Annotated in this window: 24 protein-coding genes, 1 tRNA gene and 1 pseudogene; 16 read left to right on the top strand and 10 right to left on the bottom strand. The window is 72.4% G+C overall.

The window, feature by feature from the left end:
• Nucleotides 1-303 precede the first annotated feature (303 nt).
• The 13 genes and pseudogenes from O3597_RS00510 to O3597_RS00450 all read left to right on the top strand — a co-directional run bounded on the left by O3597_RS00510 (nt 304) and on the right by O3597_RS00450 (nt 11,150).
• Nucleotides 304-549 carry a DUF6284 family protein gene (locus tag O3597_RS00510; protein WP_281602988.1) on the top strand — a complete coding sequence of 82 codons (246 nt, stop codon included), beginning with the start codon at nt 304-306 and terminating at the stop codon, nt 547-549.
• Nucleotides 549-923: an RRQRL motif-containing zinc-binding protein gene (locus O3597_RS00505; protein WP_281602987.1), complete on the top strand. Its 375-nt coding sequence runs from the start codon at nt 549-551 to the stop codon at nt 921-923. The genes O3597_RS00510 and O3597_RS00505 overlap by 1 nt, the downstream gene beginning before the upstream one ends.
• Nucleotides 920-1,718 (top strand): annotated as a pseudogene (locus O3597_RS00500) (ABC transporter permease). Before O3597_RS00505 ends, O3597_RS00500 begins: the two are co-directional and overlap by 4 nt.
• A gap of 96 nt (nt 1,719-1,814) precedes the next feature.
• Complete coding sequence (locus tag O3597_RS00495; protein WP_281602986.1) at nt 1,815-2,282, top strand: DUF3307 domain-containing protein; 468 nt, start codon at nt 1,815-1,817, stop codon at nt 2,280-2,282.
• A 22-nt stretch (nt 2,283-2,304) separates the two neighbouring features.
• The gene (locus O3597_RS00490; RefSeq protein ID WP_281602985.1) at nt 2,305-4,530 is read left to right on the top strand and encodes a cell division protein FtsK; all 2,226 of its coding nucleotides are present in this window, start codon (nt 2,305-2,307) and stop codon (nt 4,528-4,530) included.
• Between the two features lie 141 nt (nt 4,531-4,671).
• Nucleotides 4,672-4,920 (top strand): hypothetical protein, encoded by a 249-nt coding sequence (locus tag O3597_RS00485; RefSeq protein ID WP_281602984.1) that lies wholly within the window; start codon nt 4,672-4,674, stop codon nt 4,918-4,920.
• Entirely contained in the window at nt 4,917-5,210 is a 294-nt protein-coding gene (locus O3597_RS00480; RefSeq protein ID WP_281602983.1) for a hypothetical protein, read from the top strand. The genes O3597_RS00485 and O3597_RS00480 overlap by 4 nt, the downstream gene beginning before the upstream one ends.
• Before the next feature lie 4 nt (nt 5,211-5,214).
• Complete coding sequence (locus O3597_RS00475) at nt 5,215-6,348, top strand: bifunctional DNA primase/polymerase (protein ID WP_281602982.1); 1,134 nt, start codon at nt 5,215-5,217, stop codon at nt 6,346-6,348.
• Nucleotides 6,345-7,322, top strand: a complete 978-nt coding sequence (locus tag O3597_RS00470) for a DNA cytosine methyltransferase (RefSeq protein ID WP_281602981.1) — start codon at nt 6,345-6,347, stop codon at nt 7,320-7,322. The genes O3597_RS00475 and O3597_RS00470 overlap by 4 nt, the downstream gene beginning before the upstream one ends.
• On the top strand, nt 7,319-8,920 hold the full coding sequence (locus O3597_RS00465) for a YfjI family protein (RefSeq protein WP_281602980.1): 1,602 nt from the start codon (nt 7,319-7,321) through the stop codon (nt 8,918-8,920). Before O3597_RS00470 ends, O3597_RS00465 begins: the two co-directional genes overlap by 4 nt.
• A gap of 375 nt (nt 8,921-9,295) precedes the next feature.
• Nucleotides 9,296-9,463, top strand: coding sequence for a hypothetical protein (locus O3597_RS00460; protein ID WP_281602979.1), 168 nt, complete (start codon nt 9,296-9,298; stop codon nt 9,461-9,463).
• A complete protein-coding gene (locus O3597_RS00455) occupies nt 9,460-9,663 on the top strand; it encodes a helix-turn-helix domain-containing protein (RefSeq protein ID WP_281602978.1) in 204 nt (67 codons plus the stop codon). The genes O3597_RS00460 and O3597_RS00455 overlap by 4 nt, the downstream gene beginning before the upstream one ends.
• Nucleotides 9,660-11,150, top strand: a complete 1,491-nt coding sequence (locus O3597_RS00450; protein ID WP_281602977.1) for an integrase — start codon at nt 9,660-9,662, stop codon at nt 11,148-11,150. Before O3597_RS00455 ends, O3597_RS00450 begins: the two co-directional genes overlap by 4 nt.
• A 63-nt stretch (nt 11,151-11,213) precedes the next feature.
• Here O3597_RS00450 and O3597_RS00445 read toward each other — a convergent pair.
• Nucleotides 11,214-11,297 (bottom strand) — tRNA-Tyr (locus O3597_RS00445).
• A 149-nt stretch (nt 11,298-11,446) separates the two neighbouring features.
• Between O3597_RS00445 and O3597_RS00440 the strand changes: the two genes are divergently transcribed.
• Nucleotides 11,447-11,941, top strand: a complete 495-nt coding sequence (locus O3597_RS00440) for a YajQ family cyclic di-GMP-binding protein (protein WP_210829654.1) — start codon at nt 11,447-11,449, stop codon at nt 11,939-11,941.
• Nucleotides 11,942-11,959: 18 nt separating this feature from the next.
• Here O3597_RS00440 and O3597_RS00435 read toward each other — a convergent pair whose 3' ends face one another.
• From O3597_RS00435 to O3597_RS00395, 9 genes are all read right to left on the bottom strand, one after another.
• Entirely contained in the window at nt 11,960-12,430 is a 471-nt protein-coding gene (locus tag O3597_RS00435; protein ID WP_164448410.1) for a GNAT family N-acetyltransferase, read from the bottom strand.
• 227 nt (nt 12,431-12,657) lie between these two features.
• The gene (locus O3597_RS00430) at nt 12,658-13,917 is read right to left on the bottom strand and encodes an MFS transporter (RefSeq protein WP_281602976.1); all 1,260 of its coding nucleotides are present in this window, start codon (nt 13,915-13,917) and stop codon (nt 12,658-12,660) included.
• A 270-nt stretch (nt 13,918-14,187) separates the two neighbouring features.
• Nucleotides 14,188-15,060 (bottom strand): zinc metalloprotease HtpX, encoded by an 873-nt coding sequence (gene htpX / locus O3597_RS00425; protein WP_164448412.1) that lies wholly within the window; start codon nt 15,058-15,060, stop codon nt 14,188-14,190.
• Between the two features lie 117 nt (nt 15,061-15,177).
• Nucleotides 15,178-16,650 (bottom strand): proton-conducting transporter membrane subunit, encoded by a 1,473-nt coding sequence (locus O3597_RS00420; protein WP_281602975.1) that lies wholly within the window; start codon nt 16,648-16,650, stop codon nt 15,178-15,180.
• Nucleotides 16,651-16,672: 22 nt separating this feature from the next.
• Nucleotides 16,673-18,214 (bottom strand): NADH-quinone oxidoreductase subunit M, encoded by a 1,542-nt coding sequence (locus tag O3597_RS00415; RefSeq protein ID WP_281602974.1) that lies wholly within the window; start codon nt 18,212-18,214, stop codon nt 16,673-16,675.
• A 156-nt stretch (nt 18,215-18,370) separates the two neighbouring features.
• Nucleotides 18,371-20,317 (bottom strand): NADH-quinone oxidoreductase subunit L, encoded by a 1,947-nt coding sequence (locus O3597_RS00410; protein ID WP_281602973.1) that lies wholly within the window; start codon nt 20,315-20,317, stop codon nt 18,371-18,373.
• Nucleotides 20,314-20,739, bottom strand: a complete 426-nt coding sequence (gene nuoK, locus O3597_RS00405; protein ID WP_281602972.1) for an NADH-quinone oxidoreductase subunit NuoK — start codon at nt 20,737-20,739, stop codon at nt 20,314-20,316. Before nuoK ends, O3597_RS00410 begins: the two co-directional genes overlap by 4 nt.
• Entirely contained in the window at nt 20,736-21,272 is a 537-nt protein-coding gene (locus tag O3597_RS00400; RefSeq protein WP_164448415.1) for an NADH-quinone oxidoreductase subunit J, read from the bottom strand. The genes nuoK and O3597_RS00400 overlap by 4 nt, the downstream gene beginning before the upstream one ends.
• Entirely contained in the window at nt 21,269-21,907 is a 639-nt protein-coding gene (locus tag O3597_RS00395; protein ID WP_281602971.1) for an NADH-quinone oxidoreductase subunit I, read from the bottom strand. Before O3597_RS00395 ends, O3597_RS00400 begins: the two co-directional genes overlap by 4 nt.
• A 96-nt stretch (nt 21,908-22,003) precedes the next feature.
• On the opposite strand from O3597_RS00395, the gene O3597_RS00390 reads away from it, so the two are divergent.
• Both O3597_RS00390 and O3597_RS00385 read left to right on the top strand, forming a co-directional pair.
• Nucleotides 22,004-22,576: a Uma2 family endonuclease gene (locus tag O3597_RS00390; protein WP_164448416.1), complete on the top strand. Its 573-nt coding sequence runs from the start codon at nt 22,004-22,006 to the stop codon at nt 22,574-22,576.
• 107 nt (nt 22,577-22,683) lie between these two features.
• Nucleotides 22,684-23,715, top strand: a complete 1,032-nt coding sequence (locus O3597_RS00385; protein ID WP_281602970.1) for a glutathione S-transferase C-terminal domain-containing protein — start codon at nt 22,684-22,686, stop codon at nt 23,713-23,715.
• Nucleotides 23,716-23,785: the final 70 nt, after the last annotated feature.

Here is a 23,785-nt window from a genome sequence, read left to right as displayed (position 1 = left end):
CGACAGGAATGAGTGCGCGTGGGGCCGCTGAGCGGCATCCCTGCCTTGAACCACACAGGTGGTCGACCCCGGTAGGTCCCGGGTGAGCGGGGCGAGTGAAGCGGCTAGCGCGCACTGCATGACCTCGGGGCCGGGTGGTGACGCATCCACCGCGGTGACCGGTGACGGATGCCCGTCGACGAGACGTATCCCGCCTGGCGGGTTGCGTCACGAACGGCTGACGCAACCCCGCCGGCGCCGGGCTTGCGTCACCACCCGGCCCCGAGGGTTCCCCCGCTGCAACGACCTGTACCGGAGGTTCCCGTGAGGAAGCACCTCGCTCTCATCGCCGCCGAGCCGACCGCCGCCGACCTGGCCGCGATCGAGACGGAGTGGCCGCTGATCGCCGCCGAGCTGGACGTGCTCGACGCCGAGATCACGATGCTCTACGCCGAGGACCACGGCGGCCCGTCGCCGCTGGACTGGCGGCGGCTGCGCCGGGCCGAGGCCCGCGTCACCCGCGCCGCCGCCGAGGTGACCGCCCGCACCGACCCGCGCCGCGCGGCCTGATGTCCCGCATCCGCGCCGCCTTTCACGACCCGGACGGGGCGCGGTACGGCATCCCCACCTACTGGTGGCGAGGTGCCCCGCCCGGCTACGCCACCCGCCGCCAACTGACCGCCGCCGGCCTACGCCCCGGTGGTCAGCCGATCGCCGCTCAGGTGCTCTGGCGCGGCGTCGGCGGCACCCGCGCCGCCTACCTCTACCGGCTCGACCTGGCCCGTCCCAAGCGCACCGCCACCCCCGCGCAGCTCCGGGCAGTCCGCGCCGCGCTGACCGCCCGCCGTACGTGCCGCGTCTGCGGCCAGGTGCGGCCCTACTACATCCCGCGCTCGCTTGGCGAATGCCTCGCGTGCGCCTACCCGCTGGAGGACGCAGCATGACCGCCCCCACGATCAACGGCACCCGCTACCCGCAGCCCATCGAGGACCTGTTGCCCGCCGCCCGGGACCTGGACCTGCCCGACGGCGAGACGTTCCCGTCCCGCAACCGGCTCATGCGCGAGTTCCGCAGGCGCACCCAAGGCCGGTGAACTCCTCGCGCTGCTCAAGGCCGAGCCCGCCGCGCCGCCGGCCGAGACGACCGAGCCGGACACCACGGACCCGACCCCCGCGCCGGCCGTACCCGAGCCCGTGCCGCCGGTCGAGCCGGACCCGACTCCCGGCCCGGAGATCACGACGGCCGAGCCGCCGGCCGAGGTCGCGCCGGTCAGTCGCCCGGACACACCCACCCCGACCGGCCCGGCCCACCGGCCGGTGGTGTGGCCGGTGGTGCTGATGGCTCTCGGTGCGTTCGTGGCCGTGTGGTCCGGTTGGGTGGGGCTCGGGAAGCTCACCGGGTTCGGGAAGGTGGACCTGTTGCCCGGGATCGTGGAGCCGGGTTCGTGGGCCACGATCGACTCGGCGATCACCCTGCCGATCGGGGTGGAGGCGTACGCCGCGTACGCGCTGTACGTGTGGCTGTCCGGTCGGGTGCCGACCCGGGCGCGCACGTTCGCCAAGTGGTCCGCATTGGCGTCCCTCGCGGTCGGCGCGCTCGGCCAGGTGGCCTACCACCTGCTCACCGCCTACAACGTCACCGCCGCCCCGTGGTGGATCACCACCCTCGTTTCCTGCCTGCCCGTCGCCGTGCTCGGCATGGGTGCCGCGCTGGCGCACCTGGTCCGCACGCACGACTAGTGCTGCCCGGCGGCGCGGCCCCTCGGCCTGGAAACCGTGCCGCGCCGCCGGCCCTCACCCCTCAGCCGTACCTACCGACCTCGGGAGATGCCCCTCATGTTCGCAGATCCGACCGGCGCGCACGCCGCGACGTTCGCCGCCGTGTTCGCCGCCCTCTACGTCGCTCACCAGGTGGGCGACCACTGGATCCAGTCGCAGCACCAAGCCGACTGCAAGGGCCTGCCCGGCTGGCCCGGTCGCCTCGCCTGCGCCGCCCACGTCGCCACCTACACCGCGACCGCCCTGGTCGCGCTGGTGTTCCTGATCGCCGGCACCGGGCTGCGGCTGGACCCATGGGCGGTCGGCGTGGGACTGACCGTCTCGGCGGTGTCGCACTACATCGCCGACCGGCGTACCCCGCTGCGGCGCATCGCCGAAGCGCTCGGCTCGGCGCGCTTCTACGCGCTCGGCACGCCCCGCCCCGGCCACGACGACAAGCCCTGTCTCGGGACCGGCGCGTACGCCCTGGATCAGTCCTGGCACGTGGCGTTCCTGTTCATCTCCGCCCTGCTCATCGCCGCCTAACCGACACGACAGGAGAACGATCGTGGCTAGCCCCAACCCGCACGAGGACGACCGTTTCGACTGGCAGGCCGCCGAGGCGGACCTGACCGACCCCACCGCCGGCCAGGATGCCGAGGTGGTGGACCTGGACGACGCCCGCGCCCGTCGGCAGGCATCCGTCGCCCCGGACGGCGGTGACGGAAGCGACCTGGACGACGACGGCGAGGACGCCGAGAGCATCGCCGACGACCCGGACCGCGACGGCGGGCCGGTCGACGCTGCCGACGACATCCCCCGCGATGCGCTGGCCCGCCAGCGTGACCGCCGGCCGATCCTGGCCGACTGGGCCAGGTCGTGGCGCGCACTGCGGGCCGCCGTCCGGCACCAGAGCAAGGACGCCGGCTACGTCACCGCCTACCACGCGGTGCGCCTGCCCAAGTACGCGGCGAAGACCGCCGTCTACGCCCCGTTGGGCCTGTTCCGGGGCGTCGGAAAGGCGCTGCACTGGGCCAGCGCCGAGGAAGGGAACTGGCACCTGCGGCAGGCCGCCGCGAACAAGGGCGACGCCGACACCTGGATGAAGCTCGACGCCCGCCGGCAGCGCCAGACCGTCTGGCGGTGGTGGGTCCTGGCCGGCTCGGCCGGCGCGATGGCGGCCGGCGCGATCGTTCTCACCATCGGCCCGTCGTGGTGGCGGTGGGTCGCGCTGGCGGCGGTGCTGCCGCTGCTGGCCACGCTCGGACGGCCGGCGGACAAGCCGCTCACCGACCGGGTGACCGAGGGCACCCGCTACCGCAAGCTCACCGCCGAGCTGGTCCGCCGGGCGCTGACCTCGCTGCAACTGCCGGCCATCAACTCGGCGGTTGCCAAGGACGCGAAGGCGATCAGCTTCCCGGTGGACATCCACCGCGACGGCCCCGGCCACCTCGCCGTGGTCGACCTGCCCTACGGGGTGGAGGCATCCGAGGTGGTGGCCCGCCGGGGCAAGCTCGCCTCGGCAATGCGGCTGCCGCTGGATCAGGTGTGGCCCGACTCCGCGCCCGGTCACACGGGCCGGCTGGCGCTGTGGGTCGGCTACGAACCGGCCTCGCAGATGACGCAACCGCCCTGGCCGCTGCTGTCGGAGTCGGCGAAGGTCGACCTGTTCAAGGCGTTCCCGTTCGCCACCACGCCCCGGCTGGACACGATCCACGCGGGAATGATGTTCCGAAACTGGCTGTTCGGTGGCCAGCCCGGATCGGGTAAGACGTTCGCGCTGCGCACGCTCGTGCTGGCCGCCGCGCTCGATCCGCGTGCGGAAATCCGGGGCTACGAACTCAAGGGCGTCGGTGACTTCGCCGTGCTGGAGCCGGTCATGACCGAGTACGGCAACGGCTTCGATGACGAGACGTTGGCGCGGTGCTTCGCGTTCATCGAGTGGCTGTACGAGGAGTGCCGCCGCCGCTCCAAGCGCATCGAGCACTACGCCAGGTTGGGCAAGGCACCGGAGAACAAGGTCACGCCGGAACTGGCCAACCTCAAGGGGTCCGGGCTTCACCCGCTCGTGGCGTTCTTCGATGAGCTGCAAGAGCTGATGACCAGCAAGTACGGCAAGGAAGCCGGGGAGATCCTGGAAAAGGTCATCAAGCTCGGCCGGGCGTTCGGCGTGATCCTGCTGATCGGTACGCAGATCCCCGACAAGGACAGCCTGCCGACCGGCATCACCCGCAACGTCAACTCCCGGTTCTGCCTGTCCGTGGCCGACCAGACGGCTAACGACATGATCCTCGGCACCTCGGCCTACAAGCAGGGCTACCGGGCCACTGTGTTCGTGCCCGGCGATGAGGCCGGGTGGGGCATCCTGCGAGGCTTCGGCCCCAAGCCCTCGGCGGGCAAGTCGTACAAGGTCGACACCACCGCCGCCGCCCGGATCGTCGCCCGCGCCGTCGCGCTGCGCCAGGCCGCCGGCACCCTGCCCAAGCCCGACGAGCAGACCCGCGACGTAGCGCCCGTGGCGGACGTGCTCGGCGACCTGGCCCGCGTGTGGCCCGGCGACGAGAAGAAGGCGTGGAACGAGACGCTGTGCGCTCTGCTGGCCGAGCTGCGACCCGACACATACGGCGGGTGGGAGTCGGCGCAACTCACGGCGGCGCTCAAGCCGCACTCGGCGATCACGGTCACCGCCGTGGGCAAGCGCATCGACGGTGAGCAGACCACCAAGCGCGGCATCGTCCACGCCGAGCTGCTGACCGCCATCGCGGAGCGTGACCGGAAGCGGTCCGCCGGCTGACCGATGCGGGGCTGCAATCGATAGCACCTCACCCTGCTATCGATTGCAGCCCTGCTAGCACCCCATCCGAATCATGAGCTGCTCGGTTGCAGATAGCAGCTCACGGCCCTTCACGCCCGAAAACCGGCCCTGGAGGCACTTGTGAACCCCCTGATCACCCTCGCTATCGCTGTCGCCGCCATCCTCGCCACGGTCACGCTCGGTTACACCGGGCTGTGCTGGGTCAAGCCCTTCACCACCTGCCGGCGGTGTGCCGGAACGGGCCGCACCACCACCCGCATACTGCGTCGCCCGCGTGCCTGCCGCCGCTGCGACCGGGGCTACCGGCTCCGCGCCGGACGGTGGATCTTCAACTACTTCCACCGCCTCCGCTCCGAGGCCACCCGATGAACCGGCGGGCCGCCGAGCACACCGAGTGGTGCGGCCGGGACCACCGCTGCGGCCTCGGCGAGCACCGCTCGGAAGAGATCGTGGTCGACATCGCCGGCCGCTCTCGCGCCGTGCTGGTGCGGGTACGCACTGCCGCCGGGCGGGAGCACGCCGAGGTGCGCGTGCGCGTGGCGCTCGCCCCGACCGAGTTGGCCGCCCGGCGGCAGTTGGTGGGACTGCTCGGCGACGTGCGCCAGGCCGTCACCCGCGCCGCCATCGCCGCCCGCCCCCGGCCCCGGCCGAGGCGGTGACCCGATGCCGGCCCGGTGGCTCGCCGCGAGCGCGGTGCTCGGCCGCCCGGTGACCGACGCCGAGCCCTACCCGCACATCTGCGGCCGGCTGCTCCCCGCCGACCACGCGCACAGCGGGCGGCCCGTGCTGGTGCAACGCCGGGACTGCGCCGCCTGCGCCCACGGGCGGCACCAACGCCGCCACCCCCGCCCGACCCCCGACACCCCGCCCGCTCCGATGGAGAGGACCCGCACCATGTCGGACAACCCGCTGTTGACCGCCGCCCTCGGCCACGCCGAACGCGGCTGGCACGTCTTCCCGCTACGCCCCGACGACAAGCGACCCGCGTTCCCCGACCACACCGCCGACGACTGCACCGGACGCGACCCCCGCTGCCGGACCGGACACGTCGGCTGGGAGGCCCGCGCCACCACCGACCCCGACCGCATCCGCCGGGCGTGGACCGCCCGCCCGTACGGCATCGGCCTGGCGTGCGGGCCGTCGCGCCTCGTGGTGGTCGACCTGGATACCCGCAAGGACGGCAGCGCCGGCCCGACCGGGCTGGACACCCTCGCCGACCTGGCCGCAGCGCACGGGGCTGGCATCGACCCGACGTACACCGTGACCACGGGGCGGGGCGGCACCCACCTGTACTACCGGCACCCCGAGGCCCGGCCGGCGTTGCGCAATACCGCCGGCACGCTCGGCCCGATGGTCGACACCCGCGCGCACGGCGGCTACGTGGTCGCCGCCGGCAGCGCCGTGGCCGGTCGTCCGTACGTGGTCGACCTGGACACCGACCCCGCCCCGCTGCCGGACTGGCTGGCCGCACTGCTCGCACCCGCGCCGCTGCCGCCGCAACGGCCAGTGGTGGTCGACCTCGGCACGGGGCGGGCCGGCGGGTACGTGCGGGCCGCCGTCGCCCGCGAGGTGGACCGGGTGACCACCTCGCCGGCCGGGGAGCGCAACCGAGCGCTGTACATCGCCGCCGTGGCCCTCGGCCAACTCGTGGCCGGTGGGGCGCTCGGCGAGGACGACGCCCAAAGCGTGCTGGAACAGGCGGGCGTGACGGCCGGGTTGCGCACCGCCGAGGCATACCGCACCGTCCGATCCGGCCTGACCGCCGGCAGCAAGCGGCCCCGGACGGTGGCCGCATGAGTCGCCGCCTGCGGCTGTTGGACCTGTTCTGCTGCGCGGGCGGCGCGTCGGCCGGCTACTACGCCGCCGGTTTCGACGTGGTGGGCGTGGACATCCGACCGCAGCCGTACTACCCGTTCCCGTTCATCCAGGCCGACGCGCTCACCGTGGACCTGGCCGGCTTCGACGTGATCGCCGCGTCGCCGCCGTGCCAGCGGTTCAGCGCCGCCACCCCCGCGCACCGCCGCGATGAGCACCCCGACCTGATCGAGCCCATCCGGCAGCGGTTGCGGGCAGCGGTGGCCGAGCCGGGCGGGCCGTGGGCGTACGTCATCGAGAACGTGCCCGGAGCGCCCCTGCTCGACCCGATCACCATCTGCGGGGACAGCCTGCGCCTCGGGGTGCGCCGGCACCGCCTGTTCGAATCGAACGTGCCGCTTGTCGGTACGCCGTGCTGGCACGACCGGCAGACGCCACCCGTGCCCGTGTACGGCAGCTACGGCCAGCGCGCGGGACGAAAGCCCGTCGTCGACGGGGAAGCGTCACCAAACACCGACGCCGCCCGCGCCGCGATGGGCATCGACTGGATGCCCTGGCCCAACCTCACCCAGGCCATCCCACCCGCCTACACCCACTGGATCGGCGTGCAACTCATGCGCCACCGGGCCGCCGACGAAACCCGCCGGCGCAACCCTCCTGGCCGTGACGCAACCCCGGCGCCATACGGTGACGCATCCACCGCGGCGGCCGATGACGCATGCCCCGCGGACCCCGTGACGCAACCCCGGCGCCATAACGGCGATGACGAAAGCCGCCTGGCCGTCGTCCCCGCCGCTGACGTAACCCCGCCGGCCGGGTTGCGTCACTGCCACTGCGGCAAGCCGCTCCGCCGGCCCGCCACCGGGCGGTGGCCGCGTCACTGCTCCCACGCCTGCCGCCAAGCCGCCTACCGCACCCGCACCCGCACCACTGCACAGAACGGAGAGGCCGCATGACACCCGCCCGCCTCCACCTCGTCACCACCGACCACCCGCACGACACCGACGCACCACCGCCCGGCGGCCCGCTGTGGGATGTTCCAGTGCCCCTGACCGGGCCGTCCACCGTGCCGCCGCCGTTCCCGGTCGACGTGTTCCCCCGCTGGCTCGGCGACATGGTGACCGGCGTCGCCCGGTTCACCCAGACCGATCCCGCGATGGCCGGCACCCTCGCCGTCGCCGTCCTCTCCGCCTGCGCGGGCGGACGCCTCGAAGTGGAGCCGGTGGCCGGGTGGCGAGAGCCGGTGAACGTGTTCGCCGCCGTCATCGCCGGCCCCGGCGAGCGCAAGAGCCCGGTACACCGGGCGATGACTGCCCCGCTGTTCGCCGCTCAGTCGACCCTCGCTGACGCCATGCGGCCGAGAATCGCCGAGGCCGCCGCGCTGCGCGACATCGCCGACCGGCAAGCCGAACAGGCCAAGACCCAAGCGGCCAAGGCCAGCGACCCCGGCAAGCGCGATGAGGCCGCCGCCGAGGCGGTGGCCGCCGCCATCGCCGCCGAGGCCATCACCGTGCCCGGCCTGCCCCGGCTGATCGTGGACGACGCCACCCCCGAAGCCCTGATAGGGCTGATGGCCGCCAACGGCGGACGCATGGCGATCATCAGCGATGAGGGCGGGATCTTCGACACCCTGGCCGGTCGGTACTCCGGTGCCCCGAACCTCGACCCCTACCTGAAAGGGCACGCGGGGCAGCCGATGAGCAACGAGCGGCAGACCCGCGAAGGTGCCTCGGTCGACAAGCCCGCGCTGACCGTGTGCGTGATGGCGCAACCCTCGGTGCTGCGAAAGTTCGGCGGTAACGCCGACCTCGCCGGGCGTGGACTGCCGGCCCGGTTCCTGTTCGCACTCCCGCGCTCCCTCGCCGGCTACCGGGCCGTGGACACGCCGCCGATCGCCGAGGCGGTGACCGCCGGCTTCCGGCACCGGGTGCACGACCTAGCCGCCACCTTCGCCGAGTGGGAAGACCCCGCCGTCGTCGTCCTCACGCCCGAGGCCGGCACCGTGCGGCGGGCCGCCGCCGAGCAGGTAGAGGCCGAGCTACGGCCCGGCGGCAGCCTGTACGACATGCGGGAGTGGGGCAACAAGCTCTCCGGCGCGACGCTGCGGCTGGCGGGGCTGCTGCACGTCGCCCACCACCCCGCCGACGCCTGGCGACGCCCCATCGACGCCGACCGCATGGCCGACGCCGTACGCCTCGCCGAGTTCTTCGCCGCGCACTACCGGGCCGCGCTCACCACCATTGGCAGCGACACCGCGATCGAGAACGCCCGGTACGTGCTCGGCGTTCTCACCACCAAGGGCATGGCCACGTTCACCCGCCGGGAGCTGCACCGCAAGGTGTCCCGCCGGCTCCCGAAGTCCGATGAGGTGTCGGCGGTGCTCGGCGAGCTGGCCGCCCTCGGGTGGGTCCGCTCCGGCCCAGACGGCCGGTACGAGCTGCACCCCCGCGCCACGGCGGAGGACCCCGGAAGCGTTGACACGCTGACACCCGCCCCAACCGGCGACGTTTGCGCAGCTCAGGACACGTCCGAGGGTGTCAACGCCCCCCGTTGACAGCCGTTGACAGGCGTTGACAATCCGCCGCCGGCCCGCCGGCCCGCCGGGTGTCAACGGGTGTCAACGCCTGTCAACGCCCCCCGTTGACAGCACCAAACCCGCTCCCACCTGCGGAAACGGTCGCCCGGCCGCCGATTGTCAACGTGTCAACGCCTCTCGGCCCCTCCCCGGCGGCACCGCACACCGGCCCGACCCCCGGCACCCCGGAAACGGCCCGCTGAGAGCCCCTGAGAGCAGCGCGCCCTACGCCTTACACCGGGAAGCCCCAGATCTTGGCTTCACGGCGCTCCCAACGGGCCGCCCTACGCCCTTCTGCCGCACGGCCCAACCGACCCTCCACACACGACCCGCACCGACCGAAAGGCGCTCACCGTGCGAATCAGGCTGCACGGCACACCCGCTGAAACAACCGCAGCGCTCGCCGCCATCGCCCGAGTGCTGCACATCGAGCAGGTCAGCCGGCCCTACCCCGCCCGCCGATCCCCGCTGTTCCAGCGCATCTACCTCCACGCCACCCCGAGGGAGGACACCCGCCGATGACCACCGCCCGCCACACCCCGACCGGGAACCTGCTCACCCTCGCCGAAGTCCTGGACGAACTGCGCGTACCCCGCTCGACCTTCTTCCGCTGGAAGGCCACCGGCCGCGCCCCCCGAACCATCAAGTACCCCAACGGCAGCCTCTACGTCCGCCGCCGCGACCTGGACAACTGGCTCAACGACCACGAAGAGGCAGCATGAGCACCTACGACGTACGGGTCTACAGCATCCAGAAACGGCAGCTCACCAAGGGCTTTTCCTACGGCGTGCGCTGGAAGGTCGCCGGCAGGCCGTTCCGCGACACGTTCGCCACCCGCGCGCTGGCCGAGAGCTTCCGGTCCAAGCTGGTGGTGTCTCAGCGCGAAGGCGTCGCGTTCGATGAGGCCAGCGGCCTACCCGAGCCGATGGCGCGCGCACTCAACGCCCGATCGTGGTTCGACCACGCGGTTGCCTACGTCGACATGAAGTGGCCGCGCGCGTCGGCGAAGCACCGCAAGGGCATTGCCGAAACGCTGGCCACCGTAACCCCGACCTTGCTGACGACCGACCGGGGCGTGCCCAGCGACAAGGCGATGCGGGCCGCGCTCTACGGGTGGGTGTTCAACAAGGCTCGCCGGGACGCTGGCGAGCCGCCCGCCCACCTGGCCGCCGCCGTGCGCTGGCTCAAGGCCAACACCGTCGATCTGACGGCGCTCGCCGACGCTGCCTTGGTGCGAAAGGCGCTCGACACGCTTGCCCTGCGGATGGACGGTGCGCCCGCGTCGCCAAGCACGATCGCCCGCAAGCGTGCCGTCTTCTCCGGCGCTCTCAAGTACGCCGTTGAGCTGCGGCTACTCGACGCGCACCCAATGTCCCTGGTGAGTTGGACCGCGCCGAAGATGGCCGATGAGATCGACCGGGGAGCGGTGGTCAACCCCGATCAGGCTCGGGCGCTGCTCGCCGAGGTGGGGCGCAGCGTGCCCGAGTTGGAAGCGTTCTTCGGGTGCATGTACTACGCCGCGCTGCGCCCCGAGGAAGTGCTCCACCTGCGCGAGGACGAGTACGAGCGGCCCGCCGAGCGTGGGGGGTGGGGCGTGCTGCACCTGACTGGCTCGACGGTGGCCGTAGGTCGGGGCTGGGGCGACGGAGACGACACCGCCGAGCACCGAGGGCTCAAGCACCGGGCAAAGACAGCGACGCGAGACGTACCCGTTGCGCCGCCGCTCGTGCGGCTGCTCGACCACCATGTCAAGAAGTACCCGCCGGGATCGAACGGCAGGCTGTTCGTGACCCGACGCGGCCCCGGCGGCCGGTACGTCCCCACCGCCGGTCAGCCGATCCCGAACAACACCTATGGGAAGGCGTGGCGCGACGCGCGGGCAAAGGTGCTCACCCCGGCTCAGCAGCGATCCCCACTAGCTCGGCGACCGTACGACCTGCGACACGCCGCCGTGTCGCTCTGGCTCAATGCGGGGGTGCCGGCTACCCAGGTCGCCGAGTGGGCCGGGCACAGCGTGCACGTCCTCATGCGGGTCTACGCGAAGTGCGTTTACGGCCAGGAGGAAGCCGCCCGCCGCCGGGTAGAGGCAGCGCTTGGCTTACCCGCCCCGGCCGCTGACGCAACCCGCCAGGCGGCTTCCGTCACCGATGATCTCGGTGACACGCATGTGACACAGCCAGCGAGATCGAGCGAGCCAAAGCGGGATTGAGTGAGACTCACGAAAGAGGCCCCTGACCGGCGTTCGCGCTGGTCAGGGGCCTCTTTGTGCACCTGGTGGCGGGTAGAGGATTCGAACCTCTGTAGCTTTCGCGACGGATTTACAGTCCGCTCCCATTGGCCGCTCGGGCAACCCGCCAGGGCGTACCCCCGCACCGTGGCGCGGCGGCGGAAGCAAGGATAGCGGCTCCACCCGCTGCTGCCGCAACCGGGTACCGTCAGGGGGTCGTACCCCTGGGCAACCAGGGTCAAAGGATCACAAACCAGCCGGACAGCAGGAGCATGAGTATGGCAGCGAACCCGTCGTTCGACATCGTGAGCAAGGTCGACCGCCAGGAGGTCGACAACGCTCTCCGGCAGGCGGAGAAGGAGCTCGGGACGCGGTTCGACTTTCGGGGCACGGGAGCGGAGATCTCCTGGTCGGGTGAGGAGGCGATCAGCCTCCAGGCGGAGACCGAGGAGCGGGTCCGGGCAGCGCTGGACGTGTTCAAGGAGAAGCTGGTCAAGCGGAACATCTCGCTGAAGTCGCTGGACGCGGGAGACCCTCGCCCCTCCGGCAAGGTGTTCAAGCTGGACGCCAAGGTGATCCAGGGCATCGACCAGGACAAGGCCAAGGCGATCAGCAAGAAGATCCGGGACGAGGGCCCCAAGGGCGTGCAGGCCCAGATCCAGGGCGACCAGTTGCGGGTCACCGGCAAGAAGCGGGACGACCTTCAGGCGGTCATCGCGCTGCTCAAGGCCGAGGATTTCGGCGTGGCCCTCCAGTTCACCAACTACCGCTAGAGCCGTGCGCGACCGGGGTTACTCGTCGGGCCGGTGTCGCAGCCAGACGTACGGCACGGGTTGGCCCTGGTTCCACTCATCCGCCTGCTCGGCTGGCACCAGTTCGAAGCCGGCGGCGGTGTAGCACCGCAGCGCCGGAGCGTTGTCGGGGTGCAACCGCATCAGCACCGTCGGCTGGTGGTCCCGGGCCAGGTTGGTGAGCAGGGTGACCATCCGGCGGCCCAGGCCCCGGCCACGCAACGCCGGGGCCACGATGAGGCGGGCCAACTCCACCTCGGCCTCGTCGTCGTCGAGCCACAGTTCGCCGTACCCGGCTGGCTCTCCGTCCACGAGCGCCAGGTACGCGAGCACGCCGGGCTCGGTTCCCCAGCGTTTGACGTCCTCCGCCGTCACTCGGTCGCGGGAGCACCAGCGTCGGCTCTCCTCAGCAGAGGTCGCCCACCTCGCCACGACGGCCGGATGGGTCGGGCCCACCGCGGTCAGCTCCATGACTCGCCTCCTCGGCACGCGAGGCTACCGCCCGCCCCCGGTCCGGGGGTACGGGTTTGTCGAGGGCCGGATCCGATCGGGCAGGGCAGCGGTCGGAGCCGGTTCAACGGGTGAAGATCAGCAGCAGCACGACCGTCAGGATCGCGCTGACCAGGATCGAGCCGAGGCAGCCGATCCGGTTGGAGAAGAAGAGGAACATCCTGCCGTCGTACCCATGATGGCGTGGGTCAGGCCGAGACGGGCTGTTCGGCCCGCAGGGCGGTGGCCTCCGCGCGGGCGATGGGGCCGGCCGGCAGCGCGGCGACCACCGCTCCGACGGCGACCGCGGCCCCGGCGAACAGGAAGGCCCACCGCACTCCGCCGGCGTGGTCGACGATCAGGCCGGAGACGGCGCCGCCGACCGCGCTCGCACCGACCGACATGGTCACCACCCAGGTGTACGCCTCGTTCAGCATGCCGGTCGGCGATATCCGCCCGACCAGGGTGTTCTCCAGGGTCAGTGCGGGAGCGATGGCGGCTCCGCCGAACAGCAGGGCGGTGCCCAGCGCGCCCGGCGTGGGCATCACGGCGAAGACGGCGAAGCTGCCGGCGAGCACGGCGAGCAGCCAGGCGAACAGGCGGGTCATGTTGCGGGCCGGCCGGCGGACCCCGAACCAGAATCCGCCTATCGCGCTGCCGATCCCCCAGACGGCCAGCAGCAGGCCGGCGAGGCCGTTCGGGTCGTCGGAGTTGTAGCGGGTGGCGAAGGCCGGGACGGTCACGCCGGCCGCCCCGAAGGCGATACCGATGCTGGCCACGCAGAGCAGCAGGGCCGGGAAGCCGGCGACCCGGAGCGGACCGAGGCCACGGGCATGGTGCTCCCGGGAATGCGGACGCCAGCCACGCATGGCCTGACCGAGCGCCACCGACAGGGTGCCGACCAGGGTCACCACCGCGGCACCGATCAGCGCCGCGCCGGCGTCGGCGACCAGCACGAACCCGGCCACCAGCAGTGGACCGAGCACGAAGACGATCTCGAACAGGGTGGTCTCGGCGGCGAGCGCGGTGTTGCGCAGGTGGTACCGGCCGGAGTCGACGTTCGTCAGGCCGTTCCACGCGCCCCGGATCGCGGCGGTCATCGGCGGGTACGTCCCACCGGCCAGCGCCGAGGCGAGCAGCACCAGCGCGAAGGGGGCGGCGTCGGCGCGGGCCGCCCAGAGCAGCCCGATCAGGGCGAGCGGGTGGGCGATCGCGGTGCCGAGCAGCACCGGGGTGGGACCGATCCGGTCGGCGATCCGACCGGCCACCGGACTCAGCGTGGCGCCGGAGAGGGCGTAGCAGCCGCCGGCCGCGGCGGCCAACGAGTAACGTCCGGTGACTCCTTCGACGACGAGCAGCAGCGCGAGTGGCGTCATGCCGATCCCGAGTCGTCCGATGATGCCGGTGACCAGCAGGGTCGGTGCGCCCGGAATCTGCCAGACAGCCAGATACCGACGCAGCCCAGCCACAGCGGACCTCCACGAGGTGTAATGAGCAAGACTCGGTTAGACCCTAACGCCCTCCGCTCGACAGTCCACCCGGTCCGACGCTGTGGCGGCGCTCACCCGGTTCCCGGGATGCCGCAGCCTGCTCCCTCGGGCCGCCTCCGGGCGGCCGGCATGCCGCAACTCGCGCTGCCGTCCGCCTGGGCGAGACGGCGCCGCCCGCGCCAGACGAGCCAGGCGCGGGCGGCGGTCGCGAGCCGGACCAGGACGGGGCGGACCAGGTGCCAGGGTGGGTCAGCGCTGGTGACGCACGGGGCCCATCTGGCTCGCCAACTGCTCCAGCCGGGCCACCCGCTGCTCCATCGGCGGGTGGGTGGCGAAGAGCGCGGCCACCCCGCCACCCCGGAACGGGTTGGCGATCATGAGGTGTGCGGTGCTGGTGAGCTGCCCCTCGGCCGGCAACGGCCGCCGCTGGGCACCCATGTGGATCTTCCTTAGGGCACTGGCCAGGGCGAGCGGATCCCGGGTGAGTTCGGCACCCGATGCGTCCGCCTGGAACTCGCGACTGCGGCTGATCGCCAGTTGGATGACGGTCGCGGCAATCGGCCCCAGGATGATGGTGAGCAGCAGGACCAGCGGGTTCGGGCCGTCCTCGTCGTTGCCGCCCAGCGGAATGAACAGGGCGAGGTTCGCCAGCATGGTGATGATGCCGGCCAGGCCGGCGGCCACGCTGGAGATCAGGATGTCCCGGTTGTAGACGTGCGACAGCTCGTGACCGATGACGCCCCGCAACTCGCGATAGTCGAGCAGCTCGACGATCCCCTGGGTGACGCAGACGGCCGCGTGCTGCGGGTTCCGCCCGGTGGCGAACGCGTTGGGCTGGGCGGTCGGGCTCACGTAGAGCCGCGGCATGGGCTGCCGGGCCTCGGCGGCCAACTCCCGGACCATGTGGTGCAGCTCGGGAAACTGTGCCTCGCTGACCGGTTGCGCCCGCATCGAGCGAAGTGCCAGCTTGTCGGAGTAGAAGTACGTGACGCCGTTCATCACCAGCGACACGAGTACGGCGACGACCAGACCGCCACTGCCGCCGAACCAGTAGCCCACCGCCAGGATCAGCGAGGTGAGCAGGCCGAGCAGCGCGGCGGTCTTCAGACGGTTGTGGTGCACGATCACTCCTTCGGTGCACGGATGCCGGGATCCGCTGACCGGTACAACACACCGGTACCCGTCAACCATCCGTCTCATGACTGAGAGTTACCTGAGTGACCCAGGGAAGGGCGGACCTCAGCCTCCGGCGAGATCGAGCACGACCTGTGGCGCGAACCCGACGACCAGCGCCACCACGGTCGCCACCGCGAGCGCGGCAGCCACCGCGCGGGCGGGTCGGGCGACCGGGGCCGTGACGTCGCCGGCGGGGGCGTAGAGCAGCACGGCGGCCCGCAGGTAGTAGGCCAGGCCGATGACCGCGTTGACCGCCACCACCAGGGCGAGCCAGCCGGCGTCGCCGCCGAGCAGCGACCGGACCACCGTCACCTTGGCGAACAGCCCGGCCAGACCGGGTGGCAGGCCGGCGAGGCCGACCAGCGCGAACGCCAGCCCGGCACCGATCCACGGATGCCGCCGTGCCGCGCCGCGCAGGTCGTCGAGGCTGCCGCCGTCCGCACCGGCCGGGCGCAGCGCCACCACCCCGGCGAAGGCGGCCAGTTCCAGCAGCACGAAGAAGACCGCGTACGCCAGGGCGGCGGCGTACGCGGCGGTGCGGGCGTCCGCCTCGGCGGTCAGGGCCAGCGCGCCGAGCGGGGCGAGGATGTAGCCGGCCTGGGCCACCGAGGACCAGGCGAGCAGCCGCACCGTGCGCCGCTGCCGCAGCGCCACCAGGTTGCCGACGGTCATCGTCAGTGCGGCCACCAGGGCCAGCATCGGACCGGTCACCTCCGGCGGCAGCGCGTGACGCACCACCGCCAGCAACGCGATCACCCCGCCGAGCTTCGACGCGGTCGACAGGTACGCGGCGACCGGCAGAGGGGCCCCGTCGTAGGTGGCCGGCGCCCAGGCGTGGAACGGCACCGCCGCCACCTTGAACGCCAGTCCCGCCACCACGAGCGTCACCGCGACCGTGGTCAGTGGCAGGTCGAGCAGCGCCTCGTCGGCGAGGAGGATGCCCAGCCGTTCCAGGTGCAGCCCGCCGGTGACCGCGTAGAGCAGCGCGGCACCGAGCAGGGTCAGCGTGGTGGCCACCACGCTGACCACGAAGAAGGTCACCGCCGCCTCGGCGCTGGCCAGGCTGCCCCGGCGCAGACCGACCAGGACGTACAGCGGCAGGGTGAGCACCTCCACCGCCACGATCAGGGTGATCAGGTCGCCGGCCGCACCGAGCACCACCCCACCGGTCATCGAGCAGGCGAGCAGGAAGCAGTACTCCCCCACCGGGGTGTTCCCGGCCCGCAGCAGCGGCCCGGACAACGCCAGCACCCCGAGGACGAGCAACGCCACCAGCGCCGCGACCAGGGCCGCCCGGCCGTCGAAGAGGTACGAGCAGTCGGCGCCGACGCAGAACGTACGTCGCTCGGCCCCCGAACCGACCGCCGCCGCCCCGACCGCGGTGGCGACCGCGCCGGTGACCGCCGTGACCACGGTGGCCCGCGGCTGGGCCGCCAGCAGGTCCACCAGCAGCACCAGCACCGCCGTCCCGGCGGCCAGGTACGCCGGCAGCAGCGCCACGTGGTCGACGGCCTGCACCAGACTCGACTCGCTCATCGCGCCACCTCGCTACGCTCGCTCACCGCGCCACCACCCCCACCAGGGCCTCGACCGGGGCTTCGGCGACGCCCAGCACCAGCGTCGGGGCCAACCCGACGGCCAGCGCGAGCAGCACCAGTGGCACCCAGGCGACCAGTTCGGCACGAGCCAGGCCGGGACCGAGCGCGGCGACCACCGGGGTGGGCTCGCCGTGGGTGACCCGCCGCAGCATCCGCAGCAGGTACGCCGCCGTCAGTGCGCCGCCGATCGCGGCCAGCACCGCCAGCGTGGTCCAGAGCGCACCACCGGACTCGACGGCGGCGACCACGGCGAACGCCTCACCCCAGAAGCCGGCCAGCCCGGGCAGCCCCAGCGAGGCGACCGCCGCGAACGCGAGCAGCCCGGACAGGCGCGGGGCGGTCTCCCGCAGCCCGGACAGCTCGGTGAACGCGCCGGTGTGGATACGGTCCTTGATCGCGCCGGCCAGGAAGAACAGCAGCCCGGTGATGATGCCGTGGGCGACGTTGCCGATCAGCGCCGCCTGGATGCCGGTGGCGGTCAGGGTGGCGACGCCCAGCAGCACGAAGCCCATGTGCCCGACGCTTGAGTACGCGATCAGCCGTTTCAGTTCCGTCTGGGCCAGGCAGACCAGCGAGCCGATCAGGATGGCGGCGACGGCGAGCACGCCGAGCACCGGCGCCGCCCACCGGGCACCTTCGGGAGTCACTCCCAAGGCGACCCGGATCAGGCCGTACGTGCCCATCTTGAGCAGCACCCCGGCGAGCAGCACGCTGCCGACGGTGGGTGCCTGGGTGTGCGCGTCGGGCAGCCACGAGTGCAGCGGCCACAGCGGACTCTTCACCGCGAAGGCCAACGCGAGCAGGGTGAAGGCGGCGAGCTGCGTGGCGCGGGACAGCTCCGCGCCGCCGGTCAGCGTCACGATGTCGGCGGTGCCGGCGGCGGCCACCACGACGTACACGCCGACGAGCAGCAGCACCGAACCGAACAGGGTGTAGAGGGCGAACTTCCGCCCGGCCCGCCGCCGCGCGTCCAGCGAGACCGGATCCGTGCCGTCGCCGCCCCAGCCGACGATGATCGCGTACATCGGCAGCAGGACGACCTCGAAGAAGAGGAAGAACAGCACCAGGTCGAGGGCGAGGAAGGTACCGAGGATGCCGACCTCGACCACCAGCAGCAGCGCCACCAGGGCCCGACCGCTGCCACCACCCGGCACCCGCCAGAGGCTGTATCCGCAGCACAGCAGCGTGAGCAGGGCGGTGAGCACCACCAACGGCCAGGAGATGCCGTCCACGCCCAGATGGAAGCGCAGGTCCAGCCCCGGCACCCAGGGCAGGTCGACCGCGTGCCAGGGACGCACCGCGCCTGCGGCATCCGGCGGCGCGTACGCCGACCAGCCGGCCGCTCGCCCGCCGAGCAGCGCCACCGCCGCGACGAGGGTCAGCGCGGCGGCCACGGTGCCCACGACCCGGGCCGCCTGATCGCGGGGGGTGGCCGCCACCGCCAGCGCGCCGAGCGCCGGCACCGCGAGCACCGCCACCAGCAGGAACTCCCCGACGCTCATGCCGGCCCTCCGCTGCGCTGCGGGACGGCATGAGGCACCGAAACGCCGAACTGATGATTCACTCGCTGACGCTCGCTCATGCCGGCCCTCCGCTGCGCTGCGGGACGGCATGAGGCACCGAAACGCCGAACTGATGATTCACTCGCTGACGCTCGCTCATGCCGTCGCTCCGATCAGGACTGCGGCCAGACCGATCAGCAGCGCGCCGGTCAGCACCGCGGCGGCGGCCCGGGGCAGCGCCGCCCGATGCAGCACGCCCAGACCGCCGCCGAGGACCCGGGCGGCGCGTCCGGTGCCGGTGACCGCACCGTCCACCACCCGTTCGTCGGTGGTGCGCGCCATCCGCGCCACCACTGTCGTCGGTCGTACGACGAGAGTGTGTTGGACGTCGTCGAGCCGGAACGCGCGGGCGAGGACCGGCCGCAGCGGACCCAGCGCCGCCGCCGGATCGGCGGTGCGGTCCCGTCGCCAGCCGGCCCACGCCAGCCCGGCGCCGATCACGAGCAGTGCCAGCGGCAGCAGCACGGTCGGGGTGAGGTGGATCAGCCCGTCCGGCGGCATCAGATCCGACACGGCGTCGGACCCGACCGGCGGCCCGGCCTGCAGGTGGCGGGAGAACCAGCCCGGAAAGCCGGCCAGGCCGAGCAGGGCCGCCGGTACGGCCAACGCCAGCACCGGCCAGCGGAGTACGGCCGGCGGGTCATGCGGCTGGGGCAGCGGGGTGCGGGTAGCGCCGAAGAAGGTGCGCAGCAACAGCCGGGTGGCGTACCAGGCGGTGACGGCGACACCGACCAGCGCGGCGAGCCAGACCAGCCAGCCCAGCCAGGCCGGTGCCGGTCCGTCGCCGTGCAGGGCGGTCTGCTCGGCGGCGGCGAGCACGCCCTCCTTGCTCCAGAAGCCGGACAGCGGCGGTACGCCGGCCAGCGCGCCGAGCCCGATCAGCGTGCACCAGAAGGTCACGGGCATGCTGCTCCGCAGCCCACCCATCCGGGACATCAGCGTGGTGCCGACCGCGTGGATCACGGCACCGGCGGCGAGGAACAGCAGCGCCTTGAACGCCGCGTGGGTGAGCAGGTGGAACAGTGCGGCCGGTGGGGAACCGACGGCGAGCGCGCCGGTCATGTAGCCGATCTGCGAGACCGTCGACCAGGCGAGCACCCGCTTGATGTCGTCCTGCGCGGTGGCGGCCAGCGCGCCGAGCAGCAGCGTCACCGAGGCCATAATGCCGAGCACGACGAGCGCGGTCGGCGTGGCCTCGAACAGCGACCACAGCCGGGTGACCGCGTACACGCCGGCGGCGACCATGGTCGCGGCGTGGATCAGCGCGGAGATCGGGGTCGGGCCGGCCATCGCGTCGGGCAGCCAGGTGTGCAGCGGGAACTGCGCGCTCTTGCCGGCCACCCCGGCGAGCAGCAGCAGGCAGGCGGCGGTGAGCGTGGTGGTGCCGTGGTCGTGGGCGAGCACGTCGGCGATCCGGAAGCTGCCCGCCGAAACGCCGAGCAGGGCGATGCCGAGCAGGAATCCGACGTCGCCGACCCGGGTGACCAGGAACGCCTTCATCGCGGCGGCCGGCGCCTCCGGCAGCCGCCGGTCGTGGGCGATGAGCAGGTACGAGCAGAGCCCCATCACCTCCCAGCCGACCAGCAGCAGGATCAGGTCCCCGGAGACCACCACCAGCAGCATGGCGGCGGTGAAGAGGCTGACCTGCGCCGCGTACGGCGGGTAACGGTGGTCGGGCTCCTCAGGCGGCCCTTGCCGAAGGTAGCCGGTCGAGTAGGTCTGCACAGCCAGGGCGACCGCGGTGACCGCGACGGCGACCAGGGCGGCGGCGCCGTCGAGGCGTACCCCGAGGGTGACGGTGAGCCCACCCAGCTCGATCCAGGTGGCCGACGACTCGGCCGGGCCGTCCAGGGTGACCAGCAGGGCCACCGCCAGGGCGAGGGCACCGGTCGCGCCAGCGATGCCGAGGGCGGCGGCCAGGCGGCGGGCCGTCGCCTCGCCGATGGCCCCACCCCGCGGCGATGGTGGCAGCAGCAGGCCGGTCAGGCCGGCGGTCATCGGTACGAGCGGCAGCAGCGCGCCCAGCAGCGTCGTGGTGTTCACCGCTGGCCCTCCGGCTCGGCACCGAAAACGTGTGGACCGTCCCGGCCGGCAGCGATCGGGCCGGCTCCGGTGGGAGCGATCGGGCCGGCAGCGACCGGCACCGGCTCGTCGGCCGGACGCTCGGCCAACGGGATCTCGTCGACGGTGACGCTGGCCCGCATCCGGTAGAGCTGGAGGACGATCGCCAACCCGACCCCGATCTCGGCAGCGGCCAGCACGATCACGAAGAGCGCGAAGACCTGCCCGCCGTGCGGCAGCACCGCCTTCGCCGTGGTGTCGGCGGTGACCAGGATCAGGTTCACCGCGTTGAGCATCAACTCGACGGCCATCAGCACCAGCACCGCGTTGCGCCGCCGCAGCACGCCGTACACGCCGAGACCGAACAGGAGCGCCGCCGTGACGTACGGGATGACGGGTCTCACCGCGACCGCCCCCGATCACCCGGCGTCGCGTCCCCGGTGGCGCCGATGTCGGGGCGGGACAGCACGATGGCGCCGACGAGCGCCGAGAGCAGCAGCACCGACAGCACCTCGAAGGGCAGCACCCAGTTGCCGAAGACCTGCTCACCGAGGCGCTCGGCGGTGCCCGCCTCGGGTAGCTCCACCGCTGTCCAGCGGTACGCGTCGACGAGCAGCGCCGCCAGCCCGAGCCCGGCCCCACCGCCGATCAACGCGGCCGGCCAGCCGGGGCGGTCCAGGTCGGCGGAGGCGCCGATCGGCGCGCGGGTCAGCATCACGGCGAACAACAGCAGCACCACCACCGCGCCGACGTAGATGAGCACCTGCACCCAGGCGACCAGTTCGGCGGCGAGCACCAGGTACATGCCGGCCACCGCGCCGAGGCAGACCACCAGGTAGAGCCCCGCACGGACCAGGTGACGGGTGGCCACCACCAGCGCCGCCGAGCCGACCGCCACCGCGCCGAGGGCGAGCAGCAGCACGTCCACCCCGGTCACGCGGGCGTGCCTTCGTCGTCGGCGGCGCGCGGTGGCGCGGGTCGGCGCTCGGGGCGTACCGCCGGGGTGGTCGGACGGGCGGCGGGCGCGCCCGGGACGGCCGCCTTGCGCGCGGCGGCGGTCTCCTCCTTGGCCGGCTCGCCGTTCGGGTCGTGGGCCGGTGGCGGCGGCACCGTGGCCATCCACTCGCCCAGGTGATCCTTGTCGTGCAGCAGGTCCTTGATGTCGTACTCGGCGTACTCGAACTCCGGCGACCAGTAGAGCGCGTCGAAGGGGCAGACCTCGATGCAGATGCCGCAGTACATGCAGAGCGAGAAGTCGATGTCGAACCGGTCGAGCACGTTGCGCTGCCGTGCCCGGGCGGCCCCCGGCACCGCCACCTCCTCCTTGTGCGAGTCGATGTAGATGCACCAGTCCGGACACTCGCGGGCGCAGAGCATGCAGACCGTGCAGTTCTCCTCCAGCAGCGCGATCACCCCGCGCGAACGGGGCGGCAGCTCGGGGGCGACGTCCGGGTACTGCGCCGTGGTGGCGCGTTTCGTCATCGTCTTCAACGTGACGGCGAGCCCCTTGACCAGGCCGCTGCCGGGCAGGCCGGTCGCCTCGCTTCGCTCGCGCTCGCTCATGCCGAACATCCTGCCCTGTGGGCACGGCGCGCGCGACCACCCCCCGGAGGTAGCCGGTAGTACCGTGGCCACGGGGAGAAACGACGCACCGGAAAGGACCCGTCAATGACCGCCGCGCTGCACGACGACAACCCGGCGCCGGGCGAGTGGACGACGGACGCCCTCGACCGCCTGCCCGACGACGGCCGCCGCCGTGAACTCCTGGACGGACAACTGATCGTGTCGCCCTCCCCCACGCGACTGCACCAATCCATCGCAATGCTGCTCGGTGCCGCCTTGCAGGAGACCTGCCCCGCCGAGTTCGACGTCACCCAGGGGGTGTCGGTGCGGATGTCCCGCAGCCGGTCCCTCATTCCCGACCTGCTGGTCACCGAGCTGGACGCGGCTGCCCGCAACCCCTCCTCCTACCTGCCGAACGAGGTTCTGCTGGTGGTGGAGATCGTCTCGGAGGGATCCCGCAGCATCGACCGGGTGCTCAAGCCGGCGCTCTACGCCGAGGCGGACATTCCCTTCTTCTGGCGGATCGAGACCGAGACGGGGATCGTGGTGCACGCCCACCGGCTCGACCCCGTCAAGCGCGTCTACGTCGAGCACGCCCGGATGAGCGACGGCATCCTGCTGGCCGACCCGTGGGAGATGGACATCCCACTCGACCGGATCACTCCTCGGTCACGCTGAGCGGGCCACGCCGGCCCCGCTCTGGCCCGCCGCCCGGTCACCGGGCCGGTCGGATGGAGATCCGCCATGATGGGGTGCGGACGAGACGGGCACACCCTGGGGGCGACATGGGCGAGGACGGCAAGGGCACCGGCGGCAGGTACGTCGAGCCGGGTGAGTTCAAGCGGGACCAGAACTACATCACCACCCGGATCACCGCCGACGGGCGGGACGGCTATCCGGTCGAGCCGGGGCGTTACCGGTTGGTCGTCAGCCGCGCCTGCCCGTGGGCGAACCGGCTGATCATCGTACGGCGGCTGCTCGGCCTGGAGGACACCATCTCGATGGGCGTCGCCGGCCCGACGCACGACGCGCGGAGCTGGACATTCGATCTCGACCCGGACGGGCGGGACCCGGTGCTCGGCATCGAGCGCATCCAGGAGGCCTACTTCGCGCGCTACCCGGACTATCCCCGGGGCATCACCGTGCCGGCCATCGTGGACGTGCCCACCGGGCAGGTGGCGACCAACGACTACGCCCAGATGAGCCTTGACCTGTCCACCGAGTGGACCGCGTACCACCGGCCCGGCGCTCCGCAGCTCTACCCGGAACACCTGCGCGCCGAGATCGACGAGGTCAACGCGGTGGTCTTCGCCGACGTCAACAACGGCGTCTACCGGTGCGGCTTCGCCGGCAACCAGGAGGCGTACGAGCGGGCGTACCGGCGGCTGTTCGACCGGCTGGACTGGCTCAGTGAGCGACTGGCCGGGCAGCGCTACCTGGTCGGCGACACGATCACGGAGGCCGACGTCCGGCTGTTCACCACGCTGGTCCGCTTCGACCCGGTCTACCACGGCCACTTCAAGTGCAACCGGCAGAAGCTCAGCGAGATGCCGGTGCTGTGGGCGTACGCGCGGGACCTGTTCACCACGCCCGGCTTCGGCGACACGATCGACTTCGACCACATCAAGCGGCACTACTACGAGGTGCACCGGGACATCAACCCGACCGGCGTGGTGCCGCTCGGCCCGGACCTGTCGAACTGGCTCACCCCGCACGACCGCGAGTCCCTCGGCGGCCACCCCTTCGGCACCGGCACCCCACCCGAACCCCCCACCCCCACCGAGCGCGTGAACCCCTCCCACACCCCCCTCCTCTGAGCCCACCCCACCCACGCTTGTTGACCAAGAAGTTTGCGTCTCTGTCGGCTCGAATCCGGACGTGAACTTC

It is taken from the genome of Verrucosispora sp. WMMA2044 (assembly GCF_027497155.1).
Taxonomy (GTDB): domain Bacteria; phylum Actinomycetota; class Actinomycetes; order Mycobacteriales; family Micromonosporaceae; genus Micromonospora; species Micromonospora palythoicola.
This window is presented reverse-complemented; position numbering and strand designations above follow the sequence as displayed.

What these genes read in the sequence shown, in the direction of transcription:
- O3597_RS00465 (WP_281602980.1), top strand. Translation starts at nt 7,319, where the DNA reads ATGACACCCGCCCGCCTCCACCTCGTCACCACCGACCACCCGCACGAC.
- O3597_RS00505 (WP_281602987.1), top strand. Translation starts at nt 549, where the DNA reads ATGTCCCGCATCCGCGCCGCCTTTCACGACCCGGACGGGGCGCGGTAC.
- O3597_RS00475 (WP_281602982.1), top strand. Translation starts at nt 5,215, where the DNA reads ATGCCGGCCCGGTGGCTCGCCGCGAGCGCGGTGCTCGGCCGCCCGGTG.
- O3597_RS00415 (WP_281602974.1), bottom strand. Translation starts at nt 18,214, where the DNA reads ATGAGCGTCGGGGAGTTCCTGCTGGTGGCGGTGCTCGCGGTGCCGGCG.
- O3597_RS00435 (WP_164448410.1), bottom strand. Translation starts at nt 12,430, where the DNA reads ATGGAGCTGACCGCGGTGGGCCCGACCCATCCGGCCGTCGTGGCGAGG.
- O3597_RS00420 (WP_281602975.1), bottom strand. Translation starts at nt 16,650, where the DNA reads ATGAGCGAGTCGAGTCTGGTGCAGGCCGTCGACCACGTGGCGCTGCTG.
- O3597_RS00455 (WP_281602978.1), top strand. Translation starts at nt 9,460, where the DNA reads ATGACCACCGCCCGCCACACCCCGACCGGGAACCTGCTCACCCTCGCC.
- O3597_RS00440 (WP_210829654.1), top strand. Translation starts at nt 11,447, where the DNA reads ATGGCAGCGAACCCGTCGTTCGACATCGTGAGCAAGGTCGACCGCCAG.
- O3597_RS00385 (WP_281602970.1), top strand. Translation starts at nt 22,684, where the DNA reads ATGGGCGAGGACGGCAAGGGCACCGGCGGCAGGTACGTCGAGCCGGGT.
- O3597_RS00450 (WP_281602977.1), top strand. Translation starts at nt 9,660, where the DNA reads ATGAGCACCTACGACGTACGGGTCTACAGCATCCAGAAACGGCAGCTC.
- O3597_RS00480 (WP_281602983.1), top strand. Translation starts at nt 4,917, where the DNA reads ATGAACCGGCGGGCCGCCGAGCACACCGAGTGGTGCGGCCGGGACCAC.
- O3597_RS00390 (WP_164448416.1), top strand. Translation starts at nt 22,004, where the DNA reads ATGACCGCCGCGCTGCACGACGACAACCCGGCGCCGGGCGAGTGGACG.
- O3597_RS00495 (WP_281602986.1), top strand. Translation starts at nt 1,815, where the DNA reads ATGTTCGCAGATCCGACCGGCGCGCACGCCGCGACGTTCGCCGCCGTG.
- O3597_RS00470 (WP_281602981.1), top strand. Translation starts at nt 6,345, where the DNA reads ATGAGTCGCCGCCTGCGGCTGTTGGACCTGTTCTGCTGCGCGGGCGGC.
- O3597_RS00395 (WP_281602971.1), bottom strand. Translation starts at nt 21,907, where the DNA reads ATGTTCGGCATGAGCGAGCGCGAGCGAAGCGAGGCGACCGGCCTGCCC.